Below are 21,697 nucleotides of genomic sequence, written 5' to 3' on the forward strand. Positions count from 1 at the left end.
CCATCCAGACTTGAAGTTAGGGAGCGTTCAGACGCAAGGACGGGCGATGGACCCCGTGGTCAAGCCACGGGGAGGCGCCAGGTTTAGAGTTTGGAATTGTGCTGTGCGGATCCCTAATTCCGCCCCGCTTCCTTATCCCGCCCGGCGAGCAGCCTTAGCCGCAGCGCGTTGAGCTTGATGAAGCCTTCGGCGTCTTTCTGGTCATAGGCGCCGCGGTCGTCTTCGAAGGTGACGATCTTTTCCGAATAGAGCGAGTAGGGCGATGAGCGGCCGACCAGGATCGTGTTGCCCTTGTAGAGCTTCAGGCGGACCTCGCCGGTGACATAGCGCTGGCTCGCATCGATGGCGGCCTGCAGCATTTCGCGCTCCGGGCTCCACCAGAAGCCGTTGTAAATGAGCTCGGCATATTTCGGCATCAGCTCGTCCTTGAGGTGGGCCGCGCCCTTGTCGAGGGCGGCCTGCTCGATGCCGCGATGCGCCGTCAGCAGGATGGTGCCGCCCGGCGTCTCATACATGCCGCGCGACTTCATGCCGACGAAGCGGTTCTCCAGCAGGTCCAGCCGGCCGATGCCGTGCTTGCCGCCATACTCGTTGAGCTTTGTGAGCAGGGTGGCCGGCGACATGGCTTCGTTGTTGATGGCGACCGGGTCGCCCTTCTCGAACTGGATGGTGATGTATTCCGGCGTATCCGGGGCCTCTTCCGGAGAGACGGTGCGCTGGTAGACAAAGTCCGGCGTCTCGACGGCCGGGTCCTCCAGCGCCTTGCCCTCGGACGAGGTGTGCAGCAGGTTCGCATCGACCGAGAAGGGCGCCTCGCCGCGCTTGTCGGCCGGAACGGGAATGCCATGCTCCTCGGCGAACTTGATGAGGTCGGAGCGGCCCTTGAAGTCCCAGTCGCGCCACGGGGCGATGACGCGGATGTCCGGCTGCAGGGCGTAATAGCCAAGCTCGAAGCGGACCTGGTCATTGCCCTTGCCGGTTGCGCCATGGCAGACCGCATCGGCGCCGACGGCCTGCGCGATCTCGATCTGGCGCTTGGCGATGAGCGGGCGGGCAATCGAGGTGCCGAGCAGGTAGACGCCTTCATAGACGGCATTGGCGCGGAACATCGGGAAGACATAGTCGCGCACGAAATCTTCGCGCAGGTCCTCGATGAAGATGTTCTCTTCCTTGATGCCCATCTTCAGCGCCTTTGCGCGCGCCGGCTCCAGCTCCTCGCCCTGGCCGAGATCGGCGGTGAAGGTGACGACCTCGCAGCCGAACTCGGTCTGCAGCCATTTCAGGATGATCGAGGTGTCGAGGCCCCCGGAATAGGCAAGGACGACTTTCTTCGGCGGGGTGGTGGGCGTGGCCATGGTTTGCGCGGGCTCCGGGCAGGGGTGGTGTGTTCGGCGCGCACCATATTCAGAAGTGTGTGTGGGGCAAGTGGCGTTCTCTACGCGCTGGGAAAATGAAAAAGCCCCGGCGGTAGGGCCGGGGCTTGTCGTGTCAGGTGGTGCTGGCGTCAGGCCCGTTTCACGAGGCTGATCAGGAAGAGCAGGATGCAGGCGCCGAGGAAGGCGCCGATCAGGCTGCCGATGATCCCGGCAAAGCTGATGCCGATCGCGCCGAAAACGAAGCCGCCGAGCACGGCGCCGACAATCCCGACAATGATATTGCCGACGATGCCGAAGCCTGCGCCGCGCATGACCTTGCCTGCGAGCCAGCCGGCAACGCCGCCAATGACGAGCCAGAGAAGAATTCCTACCGGATCCATGAGACCCTCCCTTTGCATGTGTTTCAGACGAACCGGCGAGCGGGTCATTGGTTCCGGCGGATGGGCTTTTGCGGGAGGGCAGGCCAGACCGGCCGTGCCCAGAGATTACCGACCTTTCACCTAAAACCTGCCCCCTCGCCGCCGCATTCGGGGCGCAGCGTCTCCTTCATGGAAGCTCCTTGGCAAGGGTGGGGCTTCGAGGGAGACGAGAGGAGACACCCAATGTTCAAGAAAACCATACTCACCACCATCGCTGCCGCCGCAAGCTTCGGGGCCTGCGCGGCCAATCCGGCCCCGGCGCCGGACGAGACACAACCAGCTACACTGACGGGGGGCAATGAAGTGCACTCATACATTCTTCTCGACCGCACCGGGTCGATGTCGTCCATCTGGGACGAGGCGCTCGGCTCTGTAAATGCCTATGCCTCCGAAGTCGGCAAGGCCGAGGAAGGCGAGACCGACGACCTGGAAACGTCCGTGACGCTCGCCGTCTTCGACTACCAGGAAAGCCTGCAATACGACGTGCTGCGCAAGGACGTGGAGCCTGGCCAGTGGCAGACGGTCACCAATGACGAGGTCAGCCCGCGCGGCATGACCCCGCTCTTCGACGCGATCGGCCGCATCGTCGCGACGGCGGAAGCCGACAATCCGGAAAAGGCCGTCATCGTCATCATGACCGACGGGCTGGAAAACTCCTCCAAGGAGATCACCAAGGAAGGCGCGAAAGCCGCGCTCGACCGCGTCGAGGCGAAGGGCTGGGAAGTGGTTTTCCTCGGCGCCGAATTCGCCAAGTTCGATGATGCCGAAGGCGTTGGCGTCTCGGCCAGCAAGACCATGGCGATGGGCGCCGGCACGATGCAGGAGTCGATGTCGCGCCTGGCCAAGAAGTCCCGCGACTATGGCAAGGGCGAGGAGGCGGAGATCGAATTCGACGAGGAAGATCGCGCCGTCGCCCAGGAAGAGGATGTGAAACAGCGAAAAGGTGACTGACCCGGCTCCTCGTTTGTCACCTTGAGCTGGCCCCCGCTCGCCCCCTGAAGCGAGCGGGGGCTTTTTATTGCCGGCGCGCCAGCTCTTCCTCGATCACTGCGAGTGCGCGTTGTGCCGCCTTGTTCTGCTCTGCCAGATCGGTGGGCGTAGCGCTGTTGAGGCCCGCCCATTCGGTGAGCAGGAGCCCGATATCGGGCGTATCGGCGATCCGTGTGATGGCTTGTGCGGCGGCCTCGTCGCTGATGCCCTTCGGGCAGTCGAGGACATAGGTTTCCGCGCCATCGTTCAGCACATAACAATGTTCCCAATAGAAGTCCTGAGCGTCGAACGGGATGAGCTGGCGCACGCGTGAGCGATAACCGGGCAAGACGTTTGTGACCGACAAGGTCGCGTTCTGGGCAAGGTATCCTTCGACGGCATCGACGACGTCCCGCGAGCGTGGAAAGCCCTGCCGGCGCATCTCGTCATAAGTTGACCGGTTGACCTCGATCGATTGCCATTGGGAAGCGTGGAAGAAATCAACCAGGACAGGCCAGCATTCGTCTGCGCAGTCTTCGCCCGCTTCAAGGAAGTCGAGCGAGCGTTTGCCGGCTGCGACCACCTGTCGGACGGCGTCGGCTTTCTGCTCGGTGAGGCGAATGGAGAATTCGATTTCCTGATGAAGCGCCTGGAGCAGTTCGGTTTCCCGCGCCCTGTCCGCCCGCGCCTCGTTCCAGTTGCCGAGCTGGAGACCGAGGAAGACACCGAGGACGACGATCAGCGTTTCGATGAGGACGGTGAACCAGTCCTGCTTGCGAATGGAGGTGGCGAGACGCTGGAGGATCATTGTTTCGCCTCCAGCGCTTTTTCCATGAACAGCATCATCGGCTGCATGCGCTCAGGATAGTCGACATATGGCGCACAATCGATGAACCCGCAGGACCGATAGAGACCGATGGCCTCAGTCATGTCGCGGCTCGTATCGAGCACCATTCGGCCGAAGCCGTTCGCTGCGGCGAGTTCGAGCAGCGCCTCGCACAAGAGCCGACCGGTCCCTCTGCCCGCCTCGTTTGTGCGCACATACATTCGCTTCATCTCGCACGTATCGGGCCCGATCACGCGGTAGGCGACGCCGCCGATGACGCGGTTTGCGTCCAGCGCGATGAGTGTTCGACCGTTTGGCGGTCCGTAGGACACGCGCAATTGCTCCAATTCCCTGTCCAGCGACTGGTAACTGAATGCCATGTCGACCAGCCAGGGATCAGCCGCGTAGCGCTCCCGGCACCAGACCACATACTCGCTGATCAGGTCTCCGAAACCGGCATAGTCTGCGTCTGAAACCGCTTCGCGAAGGGTCGGTTTGTTGATCATGGCGCGGCATCGCTCTCGCGGCGCGAGCCGGACGTGCCCAGTTCCTTCGTCAGTTCAGCATCCAGCACGGTCAGGACCGCAATGCGGTGTTCGTACCGGTCGAGGAATGACTCCAGGCGCGCGATGTTGTCGCTGTACTCGCTGAGGAGGCCTTTGTTCCCGCGTATCTGGTCGATGTCACAATTATATCGCCACACCAGGCCTTTGTCGTCACGGCCCGCACTTGGAGAAACGTAGCCTGCATCTTCCGCACCCCCCACTTCAAGCCAGATGGCGTCCGGATATCGGACGTGAAGCCGGAAAAGTTCGTTGACCGCTTCTGCCCGCGCAGCCCGGGACCGTTCCTGCACAACAGCATAGTCGCGCAGGGCCGACTTCACGGAAGGGTTGGAAATCAGGTCAAACCGGCCGGATGAAATGAGCTCATCAAGGCTCGACAATGCTTCGGTGGGCGAGGGAATCCAGTGTGAAACGAGCACAGCCCAGCACTCATCATTGGTCAGTGGCCGTGACGGGGTGAGCGAGAACATGACGGCATTCGCGTCTGTGGCCAGCTCAATGCGAGGGCCATGTACGGCCAGCTCTTCTTTCTGTGTGTCCAGAAGTGAGCGGGTCTCCTCCTGCAGGCGCAAGAGCAGGACCTGCTCGCTGTTTCGCTCGACCCGCGCCTGATTCAGATTGCCGAGCTGGATACCGAGGAAGACACCCAGCACGACGATCAGCGTCTCGATCAGGACGGTGAACCAGTCCTGCTTGCGGATAGAGGTGGCGAGGCGCTGGAGGATCATGGGGCGACTCCTGCAATTTTCGCAGACAGCATACGCGCCTCTTCCAGATCAGTTGGTGCTCCGTTCAGCACGATAAGCCGGATCGACTGGGTGTAGCGCACCGCGTCGGCGAGCCCGTCGGTCTGCTTCAGTATCTGAAGCGTCCGCGCGATCTGGTCCGGATCGTCAAACGCAGGGCAATCTGTTATCGAGCCGTAGCCGAGCCTGTAATTGGCATTGGTGAAACAGGTCTGCCACATATAGGCCTGCGTCTCGGGCGAGTACTTGCCACGAATAATCTCTCGCAAGGGCGGCTGGAACGCGTAGAAGATCGAGAAATCTTCCAGACCGGCATAATAGTCGCCAATTTCCCGGCGAAGCGCAGCATCGGGCAACAGTTTGAACTGACCGGCACTGACCAATTCATCATAAGTCACGCTGTTCGGCGTGAAGGGTGTCCAGCCGGCTCGAAAGTAGATCAGCTGGAACATTGCCCAGTCGCTGAGACCGACATCTTCCCCTTCCAGATAGCGCACAATGATCTCTGCATGCTCGGCTTCCCGGCTGAGGCCATCAATATGCGCTTCAAGTTGCACCGCGTCGCTGGCGATGTCCTCTCCGATGCTTGAGAGATAATAGAGCCCGGCCGCCCTATCTTGCCGGGCGCCGTTCCAGTTGTTGACCTGAAGACCGATAAACACACCAAACACAACGATCAGCGTCTCGATCAGGACGGTGAACCAGTCCTGCTTGCGGATGGACGTGGCGAGGCGCTGGAGGATCATGGGGTGGCCTCGTTGATGCCCGTTTCGTTTTCCAGAACGGTTCTGGATGCGTCATCGCCCTCGCTCTCGATGAAGGGCGCGCGGATGAAGGCATAGTGTTCAACCAGAAAGTTGGGGTCGATGGCCTTGATGATTGGGTCTGCGACCTCGAACATCGGGGTGCCGGTCCATCCGATCTCCTCGCGCTCCCACCAGCGCTTGGCGAAACGGCTGCCGAAGAAAAACGGCGCGGTGTTCCGGATATGCATCTTGACCCGCGCACGATCGACCAGCCCTTCCTGCTCCATGCTGATCAGCGTGTCCCATTGCTGCATGATCGCCACCAGCTGGGTTTCGGCCATCCGCAACTCGCTGTCGGTAAGGTCTTCCGGCGTATGGATCGCCTTCATCCACGCGGCGGATGCGGCCGGTGTCGCAAGGCTCAATTCGATCTGCGCGAACATGGCCGCTTTCCCAGTCTCCTGAGATAGCCGCGTCAACGCCGCGTTCTGCCGGACCTCAACGATCAGCACGATGAGACCAAGCAGGACGCCGATATTCGCGGCCAGGGTCAGCCAGCGATTGGTGCGGTCCCAGGTCCAGCGCGGCAGCGCGGCCGGTGTTTCGGCCGGTGTCTCTGTTTCTTGCAAACTCATCGGATACCGCCCCCCGGCCTGCCCCTGCCGTGTGACTATTCTCCGGAATGGGGCGCGGCACAAGCAATTGCGTCGCGCCGCGAGCGGCTTTATCGGACATGCCATGACGCGCCCCATCACCACGATCGGTTTCGATGCCGACGATACGCTCTGGCATAATGAGAGCGTCTTCCGGCTCACCCAGGAACAGATCTTCGACATGCTGTCCGAGCATGCCGATCCGGACACGATCGGGCAGAAGCTGCTGGAGGCCGAGCGGCGCAATCTCGGGCTCTACGGCTTCGGGGTGAAGGGGTTCACCCTGTCGATGATCGAGACGGCCATCGAGGTGACGAGCGGCAAGGTGCCGGCCTCGACCATCAAGGAAATCCTCGAGGCGGGCCGCGCGATGCTGTCCCATCCGGTCGAGACGCTGCCCGGCGTGCATGACACGCTGGAGGAGGTCGCGCCGCACTATTCGCTGATCCTGATCACCAAGGGCGACCTGTTCGACCAGGAACGCAAGCTTGCCCAGTCCGGCCTCGGTGACTGGTTCGACGGGGTCGAGATCGTCTCCGACAAGACACCCGCCGTCTATGAGCGCATCTTCGGGGCGACCGAGGGCGGCCCCGCGAAAGCCATGATGGTCGGCAATTCGCTGAAGTCGGACGTCATCCCGGCCATTGAGGCCGGCAGCTGGGGCGTGCATGTCCCGCACGGGCTGACCTGGGAGCTGGAACGGGCCGAGCCGCCGGAAGGCGCCGAGCGCTTCCGCAAGATCAGCAGTATCGAACGCCTGCCCGCCCTGCTGGAGTCGCTCTAGGGCCGGTCGGCCGCGTTGGTCGAGAGCCAGTCGAGAAAGGCGGCCTCCAGCGCTTCCACCGTTCCCGGCAGGCCCGCTGCGGCGCCGTCTGCGGCAAGCCAGCTTTCCATCGTCTCGCCACTGGCAAGCCCTTCGGCAATCGCGCCGAAAATGGCCGGGTTGCCGCTCGTCTCCATCATGTAGCGGGCTAGGCCGAGGCCCTGGCGGTAGAAGAGTTCCGGATCGGGGATATCGGCGGCCCTGAGCAGGCGGTCTGCTTCCTCGCCGGTGATCACGATCGCGCCGGTCTGGCTGCCGGTTGCGCCGTCCTTGCCGCGATAGGCCTGCACGGCGGCAAGCAGCGGATGCTGCATGCTGAAAAGCTGGTCCAGCGGGATGAAGCCGTCCGGCTCGGCATAGGTGTCCAGCAGCCGGTCCCAACGGCCTTGCTGCATGCTGTCATCCTCCATTAGGAGGGCGGCGGTTTCATCGAACCAGTCCGGCGCGGGCCCGCCATAATGCTTGCCGCCGCTGCTCTCGCGGTCCGGCCAGTAGGCTTCCATGAAGAGGACATGCCCGATCTCGTGGTTTAGGGCGCTCGCTTCGCTGGCTTTCGCGGCGGCGATCTCGTCTTCACTCTCACCTGAGACCTTGCTGATCTTCGACAGGGCCTGCTGCACGGCGCCATTGATGACCGCGTCGGGCGTGCCCGGTGGCAGCTGGTCCACGACCTGCTTGCGGATGGCTGCGGTCTTGAGGTCCTCCTTCTGGGCCCGGGTGATCCAGGGCAGGGCAGCCGGGTAGCCATCTGTTTCCAGCTGGCCGCGCTGCGCGTCCAGGCGGCCGGTACCTTCCACGACGGCGACCTGCGGGGCCGGGCGCCCGAAATGGGTCTCGAACCGCGCCCGCGTCCCGGTGATTGCATCGGCGACCGTGTCGATCTGGCCTGGCGAAGCGGCCGCAAGGCCGCCCTCGACCGTCCGGCATTCGAGGTCGTCCCAGTAGCATTGTGCACTGGTCTGGGCACTGGCGGCGCCAGCCCCCGCTACGAGCGTGGCGAGCAGGCACAACGCTGCCGATACGGGTCTTTGCATAGATAAGGCTCTCGTCGAATATCGATAATTCAACCTTCTATGCGTTACATCTGTCATGATGCAAGTGTGAAACTGCGCCATGTGCAGGAAATGTTGCGGCCAGCGCCGTCCTAGACGACGTAGTCGGCCCCTTCATTCCTGTCCGATGCGTGGCGCCAGACCCACCAGGAATAGGCCGCGCCGAACAGGGTCACGCTCATCACGGCGCCGACAAAGGTGAAGACCATCCAGATGCCGTTCAGGGTGAAGGCGATCACGATACCGGCGAGGCCGGCAAGGATGTAAAGCGGGCCGACGAGGCGGTGGGTCTTCTCCCACGTATAGTCGCTGGTCAGCGTCCACGGCGTGCGGATTCCGAGGAAGAAGGTCTTGCGCGTCTTCGGCAGGTAGTTGCCGATGACGATGAAGAGCAGGCCGCAGCCCGCCATCACGAAGCGGACGAATTCATTCGAGGAGGAGGCTTCGCCGCCGCGCGCCATCATCACCGCAATGCCGCCGGTGAGGGCCGCAAGCAGAACCATCGTGGATGCCCAGATTGCGACATAAGCCTTGCGCGAGCGGCGCAAATTCTCCCGGAACGGATCGATGAAGGGCGCGAGCGCGAGCACGCCCGTCACGAAGAGGGCAGCGCCCGGCAGGATCATGAGGACAAGCAGCGCGCCATCCTTGTCGGCGAAGCGGTCAGCCGTCCCGTCAGGCCCCCAGTGAACCGGTATCTGTTCGCCGGCCGGCAAGGCGCCGAACGCCCAGTAGAGTGTGCCCAGCATGACGGCGATGGCCCCTGCGGACCAGATAAGTCCTGTACGGATCATTTGGCGACCTCCTTCATCTCACTCTGCTTGTCTTCGTTCTTCTTTGCCCGGCCGGCACGCGGACCGGCGTGTTGGCGCCATCGCCCTGGCTAGACGATCAGTTCAGGGTCGAGGTCATGATCGTTCGCCTTGCGCCAGACGAAGTAAGAATACACCGCGCCGAACAGTATGACGGGCAGGATCAAGGCCGGCAGCATCAGGGCGAGGGCCAGCCCGTTCAGCACGAAGGCCAGGACGATGCCGACCAGGCCAGCGCCGCTGAGCAGCAGGCCCGTCAGGCGGTGCGTCTTTTCCCATGTGTCGTCGCTCGACATGGTCCACGGCGTGCGGATGCCGACAAACCAGTTGCGCCGCGATTTCGGCAGGTAATTGCCGATCACGACAAACAGGGCCGCCGATCCGGCAATGATGGCGCGAATGATCGGGAAGACGTCATTCATATAGTTCTCGACGCTGCGCACGAAGGCGACGCCGAACCCGAAACAGATCCCCGTCAGCAGCACCATCACGCCGATCCATGTGCCGAGAAGCAGTTTCCGGCTGCTGAACAGGTTCACCCGCCACGGCTCCAGCGCGGGCAGCAGGCTGAACAGGCCGGACAGGAGCAGGGCCGCAAGGGGGAACACGCTCATCACGATCAGGGCCTGCTCACGTGTGTCGGCGCCCTTGATGAAGAACTCGCCGTTCCAGTGGATCGGCACATAGGTGCCCGGCGCGATCATGTTCGCGACCCAGGCCACGGCACCCGCCATTGCGGCAACGGCCAGCGCGGTTGCGATGAGACCTGTGCGGATCATTCGGCTGCCTCCTTCATGTCGTCATCCCTGTCATCGCCATCGTCCCGGCCGACCAGGGCCAGGATCGCGGCGGCTGCGTCTTCCAGCACGCTCGTATTGGCGCGGTAGACAATGCTCGTCCCCTTGCGCTCGGCGGTGATCAGGTCGGCCTCTTTCAGGACGTTGAGGTGCCGGCTGACCGTCGGCCAGCTGGCATCGAACATCCCGGCGAGGTCGCCGGATGTCTTCGGGCCCTTCCGCAACACCATCATGACCTTGCGGCGCAGCGGATGGCCCAGCGCATTGAAGACACTAGTTGCCATTCCTGCTAATTAGCAAGAATAGTAATTAGCGGTCAAGCTAATTATGAAATGCGCACAAAAAAGAGCGCCTCCTTTTCTGGGAGACGCTCCAACCGGTCGTTCGAGGAGGGGATGAGGCTAAGCGACGACCGATTGTTTCTGGGCCTGGTGTTTGCCCTCGCAGAGTTCTTCCACGATCTTGTCGTTAAACGCGGGAAGGTCGTCCGGGTTGCGTGAGGTCACCAGACCGGAGTCCACGACCACCGGCTCATCGGAGACGACGGCCCCGGCATTCTTGAGGTCCTGCTGGATTGCCTTGAAGCCGGTCATCTTGCGGCCATTCACAAGTCCGGCGGAAATCAGCACCTGCGGGCCATGGCAGATGGAGAAGACGGGCTTCTTCTGCGCGAAGAAGGCGGAGGCGAAATCCAGCGCCTTCTGGTTGACGCGAAGCGCATCGGGATTGAACAGGCCGCCAGGGATGAGCAGGGCGTCGAAATCCTCGGCCTTGGCCTCATCCAGCTTCTGGTCGACAGGCACCTTGATGCCGTGTTCGCGGTGGCGGTTGGCTTTTACCTCGCCGTCTTCCGGCGAAACGACCAGCGCGACACCGCCGGCATTCTCGATGGCTTCCTTGGGCGATGTCAGCTCGACTTCCTCAAAGCCGTCAGCGGCGAGGATGGCTACGGTTCGTCCTTCAGCTCTCTGGGTCATTTGAATCTCCTTCTGAGTTTCTTGCGGATCATGGCGGCGATCAGTCGATGCGCCATCTGCCTGAACAACGAAGGCGGGCGGGGTCGCGTTCCAGAGGTAGACTGTTTTGCGGGGGAAGGGTCCTGGGGCGCCGTCATGACGATCTGTCTCCTGGGCAGGCGGGCGGGACGGCATCGCGCGCTGTCAGGCGGGCCCTGCCGGGATCAGGAGATTAACGAGGCATGGCGGCAAGCGTTCCCGGCAGGCGCGCTCGCCGGCAGCGCTAATGATGCTCGTGGCGCTCGATATCCTCGGCGAGGCGGTCGACCGAAGCCATTTCGTGATCCTCTGCCGCCTTGTTGGCCGCCTTCAGGAAGGCGCCGGGTTTCGCCATTGGTGGAAACTGGATTTCGCCCTCGCCGCGCCCTTCGATCAGCAGCGTGCCAAAGCCGAACAGCCGGCCGATGATCCCCTGGTCGAGGTCGGCCCCTTCGATGGAGGAGAGCGAGAGCTGGTCGACATGCGCCGACAGGATGCCCTTCTTCATCACGATGCGCCTGTTGGTGACGGCGAACTCCGTCGTATTGAGGCGCAGCATCTCATAGATGAACCAGATGATGCCGATGATCAGGATGCCGAAGACGATCAGCACCAGCCAGGCCCGCGCATACCACAGCCAGTGGAACTTGCCCCAATGCAGGACCTGCTCATTCTCCGACAGGCTCTTTTCGATATAGCGCATATGACCTTCGACTCCTCGCTGGCAGCACCGGATTGAACGGCCCGTACCTTAACCCCGTTCCCATGACATGCGAGACAAGCCTCGCCAATAAGGGCAGTTCCGTGTACATGGCCCGCCATACAAAGCCCTTCCGAAAGCACTCCCTCCCATGACTGAGCCCACCGCGCTTCGCAACATTGCGATCATCGCCCACGTTGACCATGGCAAGACGACACTGGTCGATTGCCTGCTGAAGCAGTCCGGCACGTTCCGCGAAAACGAGCAGACCGAAGACCGGATGATGGACTCCAATGACCTGGAGCGCGAGCGGGGCATCACCATCCTCGCCAAGACGACCTCTGTCGTCTGGGGCGATACGCGCGTCAACATTGTCGACACGCCCGGCCACGCCGACTTTGGCGGCGAGGTGGAGCGGATCCTCAACATGGTGGACGGCGCCATCGTGCTGGTCGACGCCGCCGAAGGCCCGATGCCGCAGACCAAGTTCGTGGTGTCCAAGGCGCTGAAAGTGGGTCTTCGCCCCATCGTGGCCGTCAACAAGATCGACAAGCCGGATAGCCGGCCCGACTATGTCATCAACGAAGTGTTCGACCTCTTCGCCGACCTCGGCGCCGATGACGAGCAGCTCGATTTCCCGATCCTATACGGTTCGGCCAAGAATGGCTGGATGAGCCTCGACCATGAAAAGCCGGAAACGGACATGGCCGCGCTGTTCGACCTGGTCATCAAGCACGTCCCCGAACCGAAGACCGAGGACGGCCCGTTCCGCATGCTGGCCACCACCATTTCGGCAGATAATTTCCTCGGCCGCATCCTCACCGGCCGCATCACGTCCGGCACGGTGAAGCCGAACCAAACGGTTAAGGTGCTCTCGCGCGATGGCGAGCTGGTCGAGCAGGGGCGTGTCTCCAAGGTGCTCGCCTTCCGGGGCCTTGGCCGCGAACCCATCGACGAAGGCGTCGCCGGCGACATCGTGTCCATTTCCGGCCTCACCAAGGCCAATGTGGCCGACACCTTCGTCGACCCGTCCGTCTCCGAGCCGATCGAGGCCCAGCCCATCGACCCGCCGACCCTGTCCATGACCTTCCGTGTCAATGACAGCCCGCTGGCCGGCACCGAGGGCACGAAGGTCACCTCGCGGATGATCTGGGACCGGCTGGTGAAAGAGGCCGAAGGCAATGTCGCGCTGAAGGTCGAGCGCTCGGCCGAGGCCGAAGCCTTCACCGTGTCCGGCCGGGGCGAACTTCAGCTCGCCGTGCTGATCGAGACGATGCGCCGCGAAGGCTTCGAGCTTGGCGTGATGCGCCCGAAGGTCGTGATGAAGGAAGACCCCGATTCGGGCGAAAAGCTGGAGCCGATCGAGGAAGTCGTCATCGATGTCGACGACGAGCATACCGGCATCATCGTGCAGAAGCTCAATGAGCGCAAAGCCGACATGATGGAGATGAAGCCGTCAGGGGCCGGCCGTACGCGGCTGGTCTTCCACGCGCCGACGCGCGGCCTGATCGGCTATCAGGGCGAGCTTCTCTCCGACACGCGCGGCACCGCGATCATGAACCGCGTCTTCCTCGAATACGCACCTTACAAGGGCCCGATCAAAGGCCGTCATACGGGCGTGCTGGTCTCCATGGAGCAGGGCGAGGCGGTGGCGTTCGCACTGTGGAACCTGGAAGACCGCGGGCCGATGATGATCCACCCCGGCGACAAGGTCTATCAGGGCATGATCATCGGCGAGCACAATCGCGACAACGACCTGGAAGTAAACGTGCTGAAGGGCAAGAAGCTCTCCAACGTGCGCGCTTCGGGCACCGATGAGGCCGTGCGCCTCACCCCGCCGCTGCAGATGACGCTGGAGCGCTCGCTCGCCTACATCGCCGACGATGAGCTGGTCGAGGTCACGCCGAAATCGATCCGCCTGCGCAAGATCCACCTCGACCCGCACGAGCGGAAGAAGGCGGCCAAGGCAGCTGCGAACGCCTGAGGCCGCCTCCCCGTCCGGCAAGCAGCTGCCTGTCCCCCGGCAGGCAGTGCGCCCGGCCTATTCGCGCCAGAGGCCGGCGCCGGTGCCCGCACCATCCTTGATATGCATGGAGAAGGAGCCTGTGCGGCCTTCGACATCGCCGCCCGTACCGATCAGGCCGCCGACGGTGAATGATAATTGCCTGATCGTTCTTCCCGGCCACCGGACCGGCCGGGACGGCGCAGTGCTGTTCATCGGTTGGTAATCAGAACGTCTGTCTTTCTGTCACGCTTGCCACAAAAAAATGGGCAAGGGGAACTGAGGGGAAACAGATGAACAATCGGATCAGTGCGGCGTCCATCGCCGCAGCAATCGGCGTATGCGTCGCCTATGCAGGGCCGGCGCAGGCCGAGGAGAAGGCCCACCAGTCGGTGGCAGACGATGATGGCGCGCTTTGCCTCACCTTCGGGCCGCAGTCGCCGCGGGATATTTCAAAGGTGGACGGCATCAATCCGGTTGTATTCGGTCTGGCGCCACCGCGTACTGAAATGGAACTTTGTAATATCCACACGCACACCAATGCCGAGCACAAGGGGCCGGGCTACAGCGTCTTCGTCAGTGATGGCGAGCATGGCGGCTATGCCTGCAACGAGACCGGGTCGCTGAGCGAGGCCGAGCTCGAGCCGCTCGAGGGCGAGTTTCATGGCGTTGCGCCGGGCGATACGATCGAGGTCCACTGGGTGCACACGACCTGCACGGCAGAGCCTGGCCCGGGGCTCGGGTCCTGCGTGCCGGAGGGTTGCGAGAACCCGGTCCTGCGCGTCGAGGCGCAGACCTTTCTTGTCGTGAATGACCGTTATGCGCTGGATTTCATGGACATGGTCAGCGTCAAGCATGGCGGCGGCTACTTCCAGCCGGGCGTCATCCCGTCCAATACGGGCACGCCGGTCGTCTATCTCGGCTCGACCACCGGCCCGAGCTACAACCAGTCGCAATGCTCGCCGGCCAAGGTGACCTGGAGCGTGCGTCCGCAATGCGCAAAAGTCGACATCGCGACGGTCCATGAATGGGCCGAAATGGGCAATGTCTTCGAGGAAGATCACTCCCACGGCGTGCGCCAGCTGGTGACCGCGCCGGAGCTTCTCTCGTCCATCGATTAGAGCCGACCATCACGGCTCCAGGCTGGCCGGTTTCAGTTCTTCACGCTGGGATCGGTCAGCCTTTCTATGGCTTCACGCTTGACGCCATCGACGGCCGGCGCGAGCTGGTCGAGGCCGCTGGCCAAAGAGCCATTGGCGACCTCGTCGAAGACGACCCGCGTGCCCGCGCCGTCCTCCAGCGGCTCCAGCGTGATCGTCCAGATGACCTGCACACCCATGCCCTGCAGCGGGCCGAAAGGCGCATCGAGACGCAGCATCCTGCCGTCCATGACCGCCAGGACCCGCCCGTGCTCAACTGAATTGCCCTCCCAGCTTTCCAGCCACACACCGCCTGCCTGCGGGTTCAGCCAGAGATGGTGGGCATTGCCGGAATAGGTATGATCCGGATGCCACCAGCTATCCGGCATCAGCAGCCGTTCCCAGAGCTTGTCCGGCGCGATGGGGGAGGTGGCCTCATGGCGCAGCGTGTAATGGTCCGGTGTGGCGGAGACAATTTCGCCACTGGCTGTTGCAGCCAGCCCGGCCAGGGATACGGTCACAATCGCTTGTCTGAGCATGGGTGCTGTCCTCCGTGACGGGAGTATTGACGCTGGACGCGGCGCTGGCAATTGCCTGTCGGGGCGGCGCGGAATTCGCCTGACGATTGAATCTGCAGCCGCCATATCGACCATCCTCCGTTTGCGTCATAAAGTTGCCATATGGACTTGATGTCGCATCGGGCCGCTGGCTGGTCGATCCGTTTGAGATTGAAATCGGACAATTCCCGAATTGAGAACCTGTTTCGTGATTGCCTGACCGCCTTCACCTGGCGCGGACAGGAGACCGAGGAAATCATCCGCCTTCGCCATGCGCTCAGCGTTTCAGACTGTCTGATTGCGCAGGAAAAGCAGGCTGGCCTCGTTGGCTTCCTCGTCCTGGAGCGCCCGAAAGCCTATGTTTCGCACCTCTTTGTCGATGCCGACTGGCGCCTTTGCGGGGTCGGGTCCGGCTTGCTGGCGGTGGCCCGCGACCTCGCCCGCGCGCCGCTCAGCCTTGATGTCGACGTGCAGAACGACTTTGCCATGCGCGCCTACAAGGCGATGGGCTGGGTCGAGAAAGTCGGCACCAACCCGACCCGGCCGGAGCAAAAACGCCTGACCGGGCCGTAGGCGCAGCCACCCTAGACCATTGAAGCTGCGACCTTGTCGATTTCGGCCAGGTGTCTTGCCTGCTCGGCTTCCGGCAGGAAGGCGCCGGTGAAACTGTTCTTCGCCAGCTGGATGATCTCCTCGCGCGTCAGGCCGACCGCCTTCGCCGTCTCGCGGAAATTCTGGTTCATATAGCCGCCGAAATAGGCCGGATCGTCGGAATTGATCGTCGCCTTCAGGCCGAGCGCGAGCATCTTCTTCATCGGATGATCCTTGAGGTCATCGACGACGCAGAGCGACAGGTTCGACAGCGGACAGACGGTCAGCGTCAGCCCGGCCTCGCGGATGCGGGCGGTGAGGGCATCGTCCTCGAGCGAGCGGTTGCCATGGTCGATCCGGTCGATCTTCAGGAGGTCCAGCGCCTCGTAGACGTAGTCCGGCGGGCCTTCCTCGCCGGCATGGGCGACAAGCTTCAGCCCCTTCTCGCGCGCCGCGGCGAAGACGCGCTCGAACTTTGAGGGCGGATGGCCGACCTCTGAAGAATCGAGCCCGACGCCGTGGATGCGGTCGAGCCAGGGTTCGGCCTGCGCCAATGTCTCGAAGGCATCCTCTTCCGGCAGGTGGCGCAGGAAGCACATGATCAGCCGGTAGGTGATGCCGTATTTTTCCTCCGCCGCGTCAAGAGCCTTCAGGATGCCGCCGATCGGCACGTCGAAGGGCAGGCCGCGTTCGGTATGGCCCTGCGGGTCGAAGAAGACCTCGACATGGCGGACATTGTCGGCCGCCACGCGTTTCAGATAGGCATCCGTCAGGTCGTGGAAGTCGGCCTCGGTCTGCAGCACCGACATGCCCTGATAGTAGATGTCGAGGAAGTCCTGCAGGTTCGAGAAATCATAGGCCGCGCGCACGTCTTCCAGCGTCTTGAAGGGGATGTCCACGCCATTGCGCTCGGCGAACATCATCAGCTGTTCCGGCTCAAGGCTGCCTTCCAGGTGCAGGTGCAGCTCGGCCTTGGGCAGGGCGGCGATGAGGGCGTCGAGATCGTCAGTGGTCGTCATATAGTGGCCTGTTTCCTTGTCCTGACTGGACGGGTCGTAACGTATGAACCCGCCCACTGGGCTGTCTGCAGGCTAACATGTGCTGCGCGCTGGCTTGAGGCAAGGCGTGCTGGTGGAACGACAGATCGCGCCGCGCGGGCCGGCCGCGCTCTGTCCTAACTAGCCTTGGCCAGTGCCTGGCTGGTGCCAGCGTCCCGGGTGGCGATTTCATTGAGGCGCGCCATGTCACGGATGGCGTTCAGCGTCTGCATGCTTTCGCGGGCAATATTGTTGAGCGCGGACTGCAGGGTTTCCTGGCAGGCTTCCAGGCGCTGTTCGAGCTCCAGGATAATGCCGCTATTCTGGTCATTGTTCGACATCTCGACCTTCGCCATCAACCGGATCACATCAAGGGCCGTGGCCTGGCGCTTCATGGCCTGGCAGGCGCCGGGCAGGTTCATGCAGCGCGCGCGGACCGTGTTGAGCGCCAGCTGGGCGCGTTCGTTGAACGTGCCGCTCAGCCGTTCCAGCTGGTCGGTCTCGGCCTCCTTGTCGACGCCGTCGGTCGCGCCTTCCTCGCTCTGGAAAAAGTCGATCATTTCGCGCTGCAACTGCACGATGAAGTTGAGGAGCAGGGCTTCGTCGAGCGAATTGGCAATGTCGGTCGCCGTATTGTCGAACTCGCTGAGCAGGGCCCGCAGCTCTTCCAGGAGCGTGACGTAATTGGCCGCGATAACGGCCAGGCCCTCGCCTTCATCGCCCATCTGGCTGGCAAAGATCCGCAGGTTGAACGGCGTGTTCTTGACCGAGTCCAGCGACGCGGAAATCGCCTTGATGTCGTCCAGCAGGACGTTTGCACTTTTGTGCAGGCGATCGAAGTTCGAACTCAGCGTGGAGGTGCTGCGCCCCAGCCCCCGGTCGCGTGCATCGAGTTCCTGCTTCAGGGCCTGGGACATGAAGGCTTCATAGGATTCAAAGCCCAGTTTGCCGAGCGCCTGATCGATTTCGTCGGCGCTTTGCGCCGGGTCGAGCCCTTCGGTGCGTTCGCGCCCGGCCTGCACGATGTAGAGGTCCCGGACCTTGTCGAAGAGGCTGCTGGTCGGCTTCAGCCTGATCGACAGGTAGCCGCCATCGACCGGGGCGACCACGGCATAGACCCAGTAATACTTGCCGCTTTTGGAGGAATTCTTGACATAGGCACCGATCGGCTGGCCCGCCTTGATGGTCGACCACAGCTTGTAAAACACCCCGCGCGGGGTGTCGGGATGACGGATCAGCTTGTGCGGCTTGTCCCACAGGTCCTGGGCTTCATACTCGCTGACGCGCTGGAAAATGCTGTTGCCCGCCTTGATGATCCCGCCTGGATCGGTGCGGGAAAAGAACAACTCGTTCAGCCGGAAATCGGCTTCCTTACCGCGGTTTTCTGCGTTGGCGGGAGCTTGCATGGTCGTGTCTCTTTCTGAGTGATCTCTTTGACGTTCTGCGAGATTGGTTAAACCAGAATTTATTTTGCTGCGGGTGGTGCATAAAGCCGGAAGGGGCCGCATCCGCCGGAGGTGTGCGCATCCCGTGTGCGCCTGTGGCGGCCGGGACTGTTGACTGCAGCTGGCGTGCAGTCCTGCCTCAGAATCGGCGGAAATTGCCAGCATCCCCAATGTCGTGTTTGGTAAATTCAGGCGCTGCGCTACAAGTTGTGGAAACGGCCTGCAGCGAGCCGGGAAGACAAGGGTGATTGTATGGGACTGATCTGGTGGATCCTGCCTGGACTGGCTGGTGTTATCGGCTTGATGCTGACCTTTGCCGGGCTTGGGCGTCTGATGAAGCTGCGCCTGGCGGCCGGCGGGATGCGTTTCCTGTTCGGCATCGGCTTTCTCGGCGCCGCCGGCATCGGCACATTCGCCGGCCTCAACCTGCAGACCTACAAGCGCCTGACCTATGAGCGCGCGGTCGCCCAGGTCAGCTTCGATGCGCTGGCGGGCGAGGAGAATGCCTATCGGGTGAAGGTGAACCTTGCCGAGGGCGGCACGGTGACCTGCTTTGTCAGCGATGGCAGCGAGGAAGACTGTATCCTGCGCGGCGACGAGTTCTCCATGGGCGCGCGCGTCATTACCTTCGAGCCGATGGCCAACATGCTCGGCTATGACAGCGTCTACCGGCTGGAATACATGGAAGGGCGCAACACCAAGCGCTACAATACCGCCACGGTCACCGAGGCGACGACCAATGGCCGGGCCCTGTCGAAGAATCCCGGTCTCGACGTCTATGCGCTGGCCAAGGAAGAGGGCTCACGCTTCGGCATGAGCGGGACGCAGTTCGGTTCGGCCGTCTATGCCCCGATGGGCGACGGGCTGAGCTATGATGTAATCATGACGCAGGATGCGCTGACGCTGCAGCCCGGCAACGCGCTGACCCAGCAGGCGATCAATCGGAGGGACTGAAATGGGGCTTTGGGAGAGATATGTCGTTCCGCCCCTGGTCTCATGCGCCTGTGCGTCCAAGCCGATCATGAAGCAGCGCGCCAAGGTGGTCCCGCGGGCCTATGGCAATGTGCTGGAGATCGGTTGCGGCTCAGGGACGAATTTCGACTTCTACGCTCATAATGAGATTGAACGCCTCTACGCGCTCGAACCGTCCAAAGGCATGATCAAGCGGGCCAAGAAGAAGGCGCTGACGCTTGGCTGGGGCAACCGGATCGATTTCCTGGAGACCGGCGCCGAATCCGTCGAACTGGACGACAATTCCATCGATACGGTCGTCATCACCTTCGTGCTCTGCACCATTCCCGACTGGGAGGGCGCCCTCAAGGAGGCGCGGCGCGTGCTGAAACCGGACGGACAGGTCCTGTTTTCCGAACATGGCCTTGCACCCGATGAAGGCGTCGCCAAGTGGCAGCGCCGCATCGAACCCATCTGGAAGCCGCTTGCGGGCGGCTGCCACCTGACGCGCGACACCGGCCTGATGCTCGCGCAGGCAGGCTTTGCGCTTGAAGGCATGGAGACGATGTACCTGCCGAACACGCCGAAGATCGCTGGCTTTGTCAGCTGGGGCGCTGCGCGGATTTCATGAGCCAGCCCAGATGAGTTCGCCGCCCCGACGCCCGCCTTACATGCCCTTCCTGACCGGCCCGCCGGACATCGCAGTCGGGCTGAAGCCGATCCCGGAGAGCAAGTGGCTGCTGCCGGACACCGAGGAAGAGGCCTGGCTGCCGGGCAAGCGGATCATCATGGCGACGCGCCCGCACGATACCGTGCTGGGCGACACTGACGGCGAGCATGCGCGCGAGCTTCTATCGCTGATCGGCGAGGCGCTTGGCGACTCCCCGCATCACAGCTGGGACAATGCCCTCGAAGCGGCTGCCTCGCTCGTCTCCGACGATCTCTGCCTGCTCGAACAGGATGATGAGGGCGACTGGATCCTGACCGCCGCTGTTGTCGCCGCGCCGACATACTGGTGGCCGGATGAGCAGATCGGCCGCTCGCTGTTCGGCCTGCACCATCCGGTGCCGGGCGGCGATCCGCATCTCGCGCGCCGGATCAACCGCGTCTTCGACAATCTCCAGCCCGGCAAGGTGCTGGAACGCTTCAACTGGACGGTCCAGGCCGAAGGCACCCGCCACACGCCCGAGCGTCCCGCGGCAGAAGGGATCACGCCCGAACAGCTCTTCCTGCGCGTCGAGCGTCAGACCATCCGCAAGCTGCCGGAGACCGAGGCGATCTGCTTCACGATCCGGGTCTGCATGGACCCGCTCCTGCCGATACTCGCCGATCCGGATGTGCGCGAGGCCTTCGAGGATGCCTGGATCGGCACGGCGCCGGAAATCCGCGCCTATAAGGGCTGGGACCAGCTGGAGCCGCTGGTGCGCCAGGCCTGCCGGCAATCGGCCGGCGCTTCATAGAAGACGCCTCCGGAGGGGCGGACCATGGCAAAAATCATAGCCGAACGGATGACCGTCGAGCTTGAAGGCGACTTCGTCGTCTTCCTGATCGGCATGCGGGTGAACAAGCTCTGGAAAGTCTGGAAGTGGTGGCCTGTCGCCATGGCGATGCCGCGCATGCTGGTCGAACTCGAAAAGAAGCCGCAGCTCGGCCTGCTTCACGCCTATAACAAGTTTGGCCTGCGCAACACGATGGTCGTCCAGTACTGGCGGAGCTTTGAACAGTTGCATGCCTATGCGACCAGTCCGGACAATGCGCACCTGCCGGCCTGGCGGGCCTTCAACCGTGCCGTCGCATCCAACGGTGATGTCGGTATCTGGCATGAAACCTATCTGGTCAGGGCGGGAGATTTCGAGGCGGTCTACAACAACATGCCGGTGGCCGGTCTTGGCCAGGCGGGACGTCTCATACCGGCAAAGGGCCGAAAGATGTCGGCGCGCGGCCGGCTCGGCAAAAGCGACGGCACCGACCTGCCGCCCGGCAGCTGACCCCTGTCGCAATCAGGGCGATCCACGCTATGTGAAACGCTTGGCTGACGATTCGACGGAGGTTTCATGGCATACTGGCTGTTCAAGTCCGAACCGTTCAAATGGGGCTGGGACGATCAGAAGAAGGCGGGCAAGAAGGGCACCCAGTGGACTGGCGTGCGCAACTACCAGGCGCGCAATTTCATGCGCGACATGAAAGTTGGCGACAAGGGCTTCTTCTACCACTCCAACAAGGGTCTCGAAGTTGTCGGGATCGTCGAGGTTTCTGCCGAGAGTGCGCAGGACAAGACGACTGATGATGAGCGCTGGGACTGTGTCGACCTGCGCGCCGTCTGCGACATGCCCAAACCGGTGACGCTGAAGGATGTGAAGGCAAACGAGAAGCTCGCCGACATGGCGCTGGTCACATCCTTCCGCCTCTCGGTCCAGCCGGTGAAGGAAGACGAATGGATGGAAGTCTGTCGCATGGGCGGGCTGGACGGGAAGATGCTGAAGCCGCTCTGAGAA

At 62.6% G+C, this 21,697-nt stretch carries 27 protein-coding genes; 10 read left to right on the top strand and 17 right to left on the bottom strand.

All coding sequences use genetic code 11. From position 1 onward, the window contains the following. Positions 1-113 precede the first annotated feature (113 nt). The gene (locus D1227_RS09185; RefSeq protein WP_119377692.1) at positions 114-1,355 is read right to left on the bottom strand and encodes an argininosuccinate synthase; all 1,242 of its coding nucleotides are present in this window, start codon (positions 1,353-1,355) and stop codon (positions 114-116) included. A gap of 149 nt (positions 1,356-1,504) precedes the next feature. After that, on the bottom strand, positions 1,505-1,756 hold the full coding sequence (locus tag D1227_RS09190) for a GlsB/YeaQ/YmgE family stress response membrane protein (RefSeq protein WP_119377691.1): 252 nt from the start codon (positions 1,754-1,756) through the stop codon (positions 1,505-1,507). Positions 1,757-1,978: 222 nt separating this feature from the next. Here D1227_RS09190 and D1227_RS09195 point away from each other — a divergent pair, with 222 nt between their 5' ends. Then, positions 1,979-2,746 (top strand): vWA domain-containing protein, encoded by a 768-nt coding sequence (locus D1227_RS09195; RefSeq protein ID WP_119377690.1) that lies wholly within the window; start codon positions 1,979-1,981, stop codon positions 2,744-2,746. A 64-nt stretch (positions 2,747-2,810) separates the two neighbouring features. Here the strand turns inward: D1227_RS09195 and D1227_RS09200 are convergent, their stop codons facing one another. Genes D1227_RS09200 through D1227_RS09220 form a run of 5 tightly spaced genes read right to left on the bottom strand, consistent with a single transcriptional unit; the run spans position 2,811 to position 6,283 of the window. After that, positions 2,811-3,572 carry a hypothetical protein gene (locus tag D1227_RS09200; protein ID WP_119377689.1) on the bottom strand — a complete coding sequence of 254 codons (762 nt, stop codon included), beginning with the start codon at positions 3,570-3,572 and terminating at the stop codon, positions 2,811-2,813. After that, positions 3,569-4,096, bottom strand: a complete 528-nt coding sequence (locus tag D1227_RS09205; RefSeq protein WP_119377688.1) for a GNAT family N-acetyltransferase — start codon at positions 4,094-4,096, stop codon at positions 3,569-3,571. Before D1227_RS09205 ends, D1227_RS09200 begins: the two co-directional genes overlap by 4 nt. Continuing rightward, positions 4,093-4,884 carry a hypothetical protein gene (locus D1227_RS09210; protein ID WP_119377687.1) on the bottom strand — a complete coding sequence of 264 codons (792 nt, stop codon included), beginning with the start codon at positions 4,882-4,884 and terminating at the stop codon, positions 4,093-4,095. The genes D1227_RS09205 and D1227_RS09210 overlap by 4 nt, the downstream gene beginning before the upstream one ends. Beyond that, positions 4,881-5,648, bottom strand: coding sequence for a DUF6090 family protein (locus D1227_RS09215; protein ID WP_119377686.1), 768 nt, complete (start codon positions 5,646-5,648; stop codon positions 4,881-4,883). Before D1227_RS09215 ends, D1227_RS09210 begins: the two co-directional genes overlap by 4 nt. Next, positions 5,645-6,283, bottom strand: coding sequence for a hypothetical protein (locus tag D1227_RS09220; RefSeq protein ID WP_119377685.1), 639 nt, complete (start codon positions 6,281-6,283; stop codon positions 5,645-5,647). Before D1227_RS09220 ends, D1227_RS09215 begins: the two co-directional genes overlap by 4 nt. A gap of 103 nt (positions 6,284-6,386) precedes the next feature. Between D1227_RS09220 and D1227_RS09225 the strand changes: the two genes are divergently transcribed. Then, entirely contained in the window at positions 6,387-7,085 is a 699-nt protein-coding gene (locus D1227_RS09225) for an HAD family hydrolase (protein ID WP_119377879.1), read from the top strand. On the opposite strand, the gene D1227_RS09230 is transcribed toward D1227_RS09225, so the two are convergent. The 6 genes from D1227_RS09230 to D1227_RS09255 form a co-directional block, all read right to left on the bottom strand. Further along, positions 7,082-8,158 carry a hypothetical protein gene (locus tag D1227_RS09230; RefSeq protein ID WP_147372897.1) on the bottom strand — a complete coding sequence of 359 codons (1,077 nt, stop codon included), beginning with the start codon at positions 8,156-8,158 and terminating at the stop codon, positions 7,082-7,084. The genes D1227_RS09225 and D1227_RS09230 overlap by 4 nt on opposite strands. A 110-nt stretch (positions 8,159-8,268) precedes the next feature. After that, positions 8,269-8,970 (bottom strand): SdpI family protein, encoded by a 702-nt coding sequence (locus tag D1227_RS09235; RefSeq protein WP_119377683.1) that lies wholly within the window; start codon positions 8,968-8,970, stop codon positions 8,269-8,271. Positions 8,971-9,059: 89 nt separating this feature from the next. Beyond that, the gene (locus D1227_RS09240) at positions 9,060-9,767 is read right to left on the bottom strand and encodes an SdpI family protein (RefSeq protein WP_119377682.1); all 708 of its coding nucleotides are present in this window, start codon (positions 9,765-9,767) and stop codon (positions 9,060-9,062) included. Further along, positions 9,764-10,069 (bottom strand): metalloregulator ArsR/SmtB family transcription factor, encoded by a 306-nt coding sequence (locus D1227_RS09245; protein WP_119377681.1) that lies wholly within the window; start codon positions 10,067-10,069, stop codon positions 9,764-9,766. The genes D1227_RS09240 and D1227_RS09245 overlap by 4 nt, the downstream gene beginning before the upstream one ends. A 117-nt stretch (positions 10,070-10,186) precedes the next feature. Next, positions 10,187-10,762 carry a type 1 glutamine amidotransferase domain-containing protein gene (locus tag D1227_RS09250; protein ID WP_119377878.1) on the bottom strand — a complete coding sequence of 192 codons (576 nt, stop codon included), beginning with the start codon at positions 10,760-10,762 and terminating at the stop codon, positions 10,187-10,189. 262 nt (positions 10,763-11,024) lie between these two features. Then, positions 11,025-11,483 carry a PH domain-containing protein gene (locus D1227_RS09255; RefSeq protein ID WP_119377680.1) on the bottom strand — a complete coding sequence of 153 codons (459 nt, stop codon included), beginning with the start codon at positions 11,481-11,483 and terminating at the stop codon, positions 11,025-11,027. A gap of 148 nt (positions 11,484-11,631) precedes the next feature. On the opposite strand from D1227_RS09255, the gene typA reads away from it, so the two are divergent. Further along, positions 11,632-13,464, top strand: a complete 1,833-nt coding sequence (gene typA / locus D1227_RS09260) for a translational GTPase TypA (protein ID WP_119377679.1) — start codon at positions 11,632-11,634, stop codon at positions 13,462-13,464. Positions 13,465-13,521: 57 nt separating this feature from the next. On the opposite strand, the gene D1227_RS19925 is transcribed toward typA, so the two are convergent. After that, on the bottom strand, positions 13,522-13,698 hold the full coding sequence (locus D1227_RS19925) for a hypothetical protein (protein WP_158586613.1): 177 nt from the start codon (positions 13,696-13,698) through the stop codon (positions 13,522-13,524). A 77-nt stretch (positions 13,699-13,775) separates the two neighbouring features. Between D1227_RS19925 and D1227_RS09265 the strand changes: the two genes are divergently transcribed. Beyond that, entirely contained in the window at positions 13,776-14,603 is an 828-nt protein-coding gene (locus D1227_RS09265; RefSeq protein WP_119404572.1) for a delta-class carbonic anhydrase, read from the top strand. Positions 14,604-14,635: 32 nt separating this feature from the next. Here D1227_RS09265 and D1227_RS09270 read toward each other — a convergent pair whose 3' ends face one another. Further along, the gene (locus tag D1227_RS09270) at positions 14,636-15,160 is read right to left on the bottom strand and encodes an SRPBCC family protein (RefSeq protein WP_119377677.1); all 525 of its coding nucleotides are present in this window, start codon (positions 15,158-15,160) and stop codon (positions 14,636-14,638) included. A gap of 150 nt (positions 15,161-15,310) precedes the next feature. Here D1227_RS09270 and D1227_RS09275 point away from each other — a divergent pair, with 150 nt between their 5' ends. Further along, entirely contained in the window at positions 15,311-15,751 is a 441-nt protein-coding gene (locus D1227_RS09275; protein ID WP_158586614.1) for a GNAT family N-acetyltransferase, read from the top strand. An 11-nt stretch (positions 15,752-15,762) separates the two neighbouring features. On the opposite strand, the gene D1227_RS09280 is transcribed toward D1227_RS09275, so the two are convergent. Both D1227_RS09280 and D1227_RS09285 read right to left on the bottom strand, forming a co-directional pair. Then, a complete protein-coding gene (locus D1227_RS09280; RefSeq protein ID WP_119377675.1) occupies positions 15,763-16,788 on the bottom strand; it encodes an adenosine deaminase in 1,026 nt (341 codons plus the stop codon). 155 nt (positions 16,789-16,943) lie between these two features. Continuing rightward, positions 16,944-18,212: a PAS domain-containing protein gene (locus D1227_RS09285; protein ID WP_158586615.1), complete on the bottom strand. Its 1,269-nt coding sequence runs from the start codon at positions 18,210-18,212 to the stop codon at positions 16,944-16,946. 291 nt (positions 18,213-18,503) lie between these two features. Between D1227_RS09285 and D1227_RS09290 the strand changes: the two genes are divergently transcribed. The 5 genes from D1227_RS09290 (at position 18,504) to D1227_RS09310 (ending at position 21,694) form a co-directional block, all read left to right on the top strand. Then, positions 18,504-19,205, top strand: a complete 702-nt coding sequence (locus D1227_RS09290; RefSeq protein WP_119377673.1) for a hypothetical protein — start codon at positions 18,504-18,506, stop codon at positions 19,203-19,205. 1 nt (position 19,206) lies between these two features. Next, complete coding sequence (locus D1227_RS09295; RefSeq protein WP_119377672.1) at positions 19,207-19,833, top strand: class I SAM-dependent methyltransferase; 627 nt, start codon at positions 19,207-19,209, stop codon at positions 19,831-19,833. 10 nt (positions 19,834-19,843) lie between these two features. Continuing rightward, positions 19,844-20,662, top strand: coding sequence for a heme-dependent oxidative N-demethylase family protein (locus D1227_RS09300; protein WP_119377671.1), 819 nt, complete (start codon positions 19,844-19,846; stop codon positions 20,660-20,662). A gap of 24 nt (positions 20,663-20,686) precedes the next feature. Further along, a complete protein-coding gene (locus D1227_RS09305; RefSeq protein ID WP_119377670.1) occupies positions 20,687-21,190 on the top strand; it encodes a DUF4188 domain-containing protein in 504 nt (167 codons plus the stop codon). A 66-nt stretch (positions 21,191-21,256) separates the two neighbouring features. Next, positions 21,257-21,694: an EVE domain-containing protein gene (locus D1227_RS09310; protein ID WP_119377669.1), complete on the top strand. Its 438-nt coding sequence runs from the start codon at positions 21,257-21,259 to the stop codon at positions 21,692-21,694. Positions 21,695-21,697 lie beyond the last annotated feature (3 nt).

The organism is Henriciella mobilis (assembly GCF_003576315.1).
Lineage (GTDB): Bacteria > Pseudomonadota > Alphaproteobacteria > Caulobacterales > Hyphomonadaceae > Henriciella > Henriciella mobilis.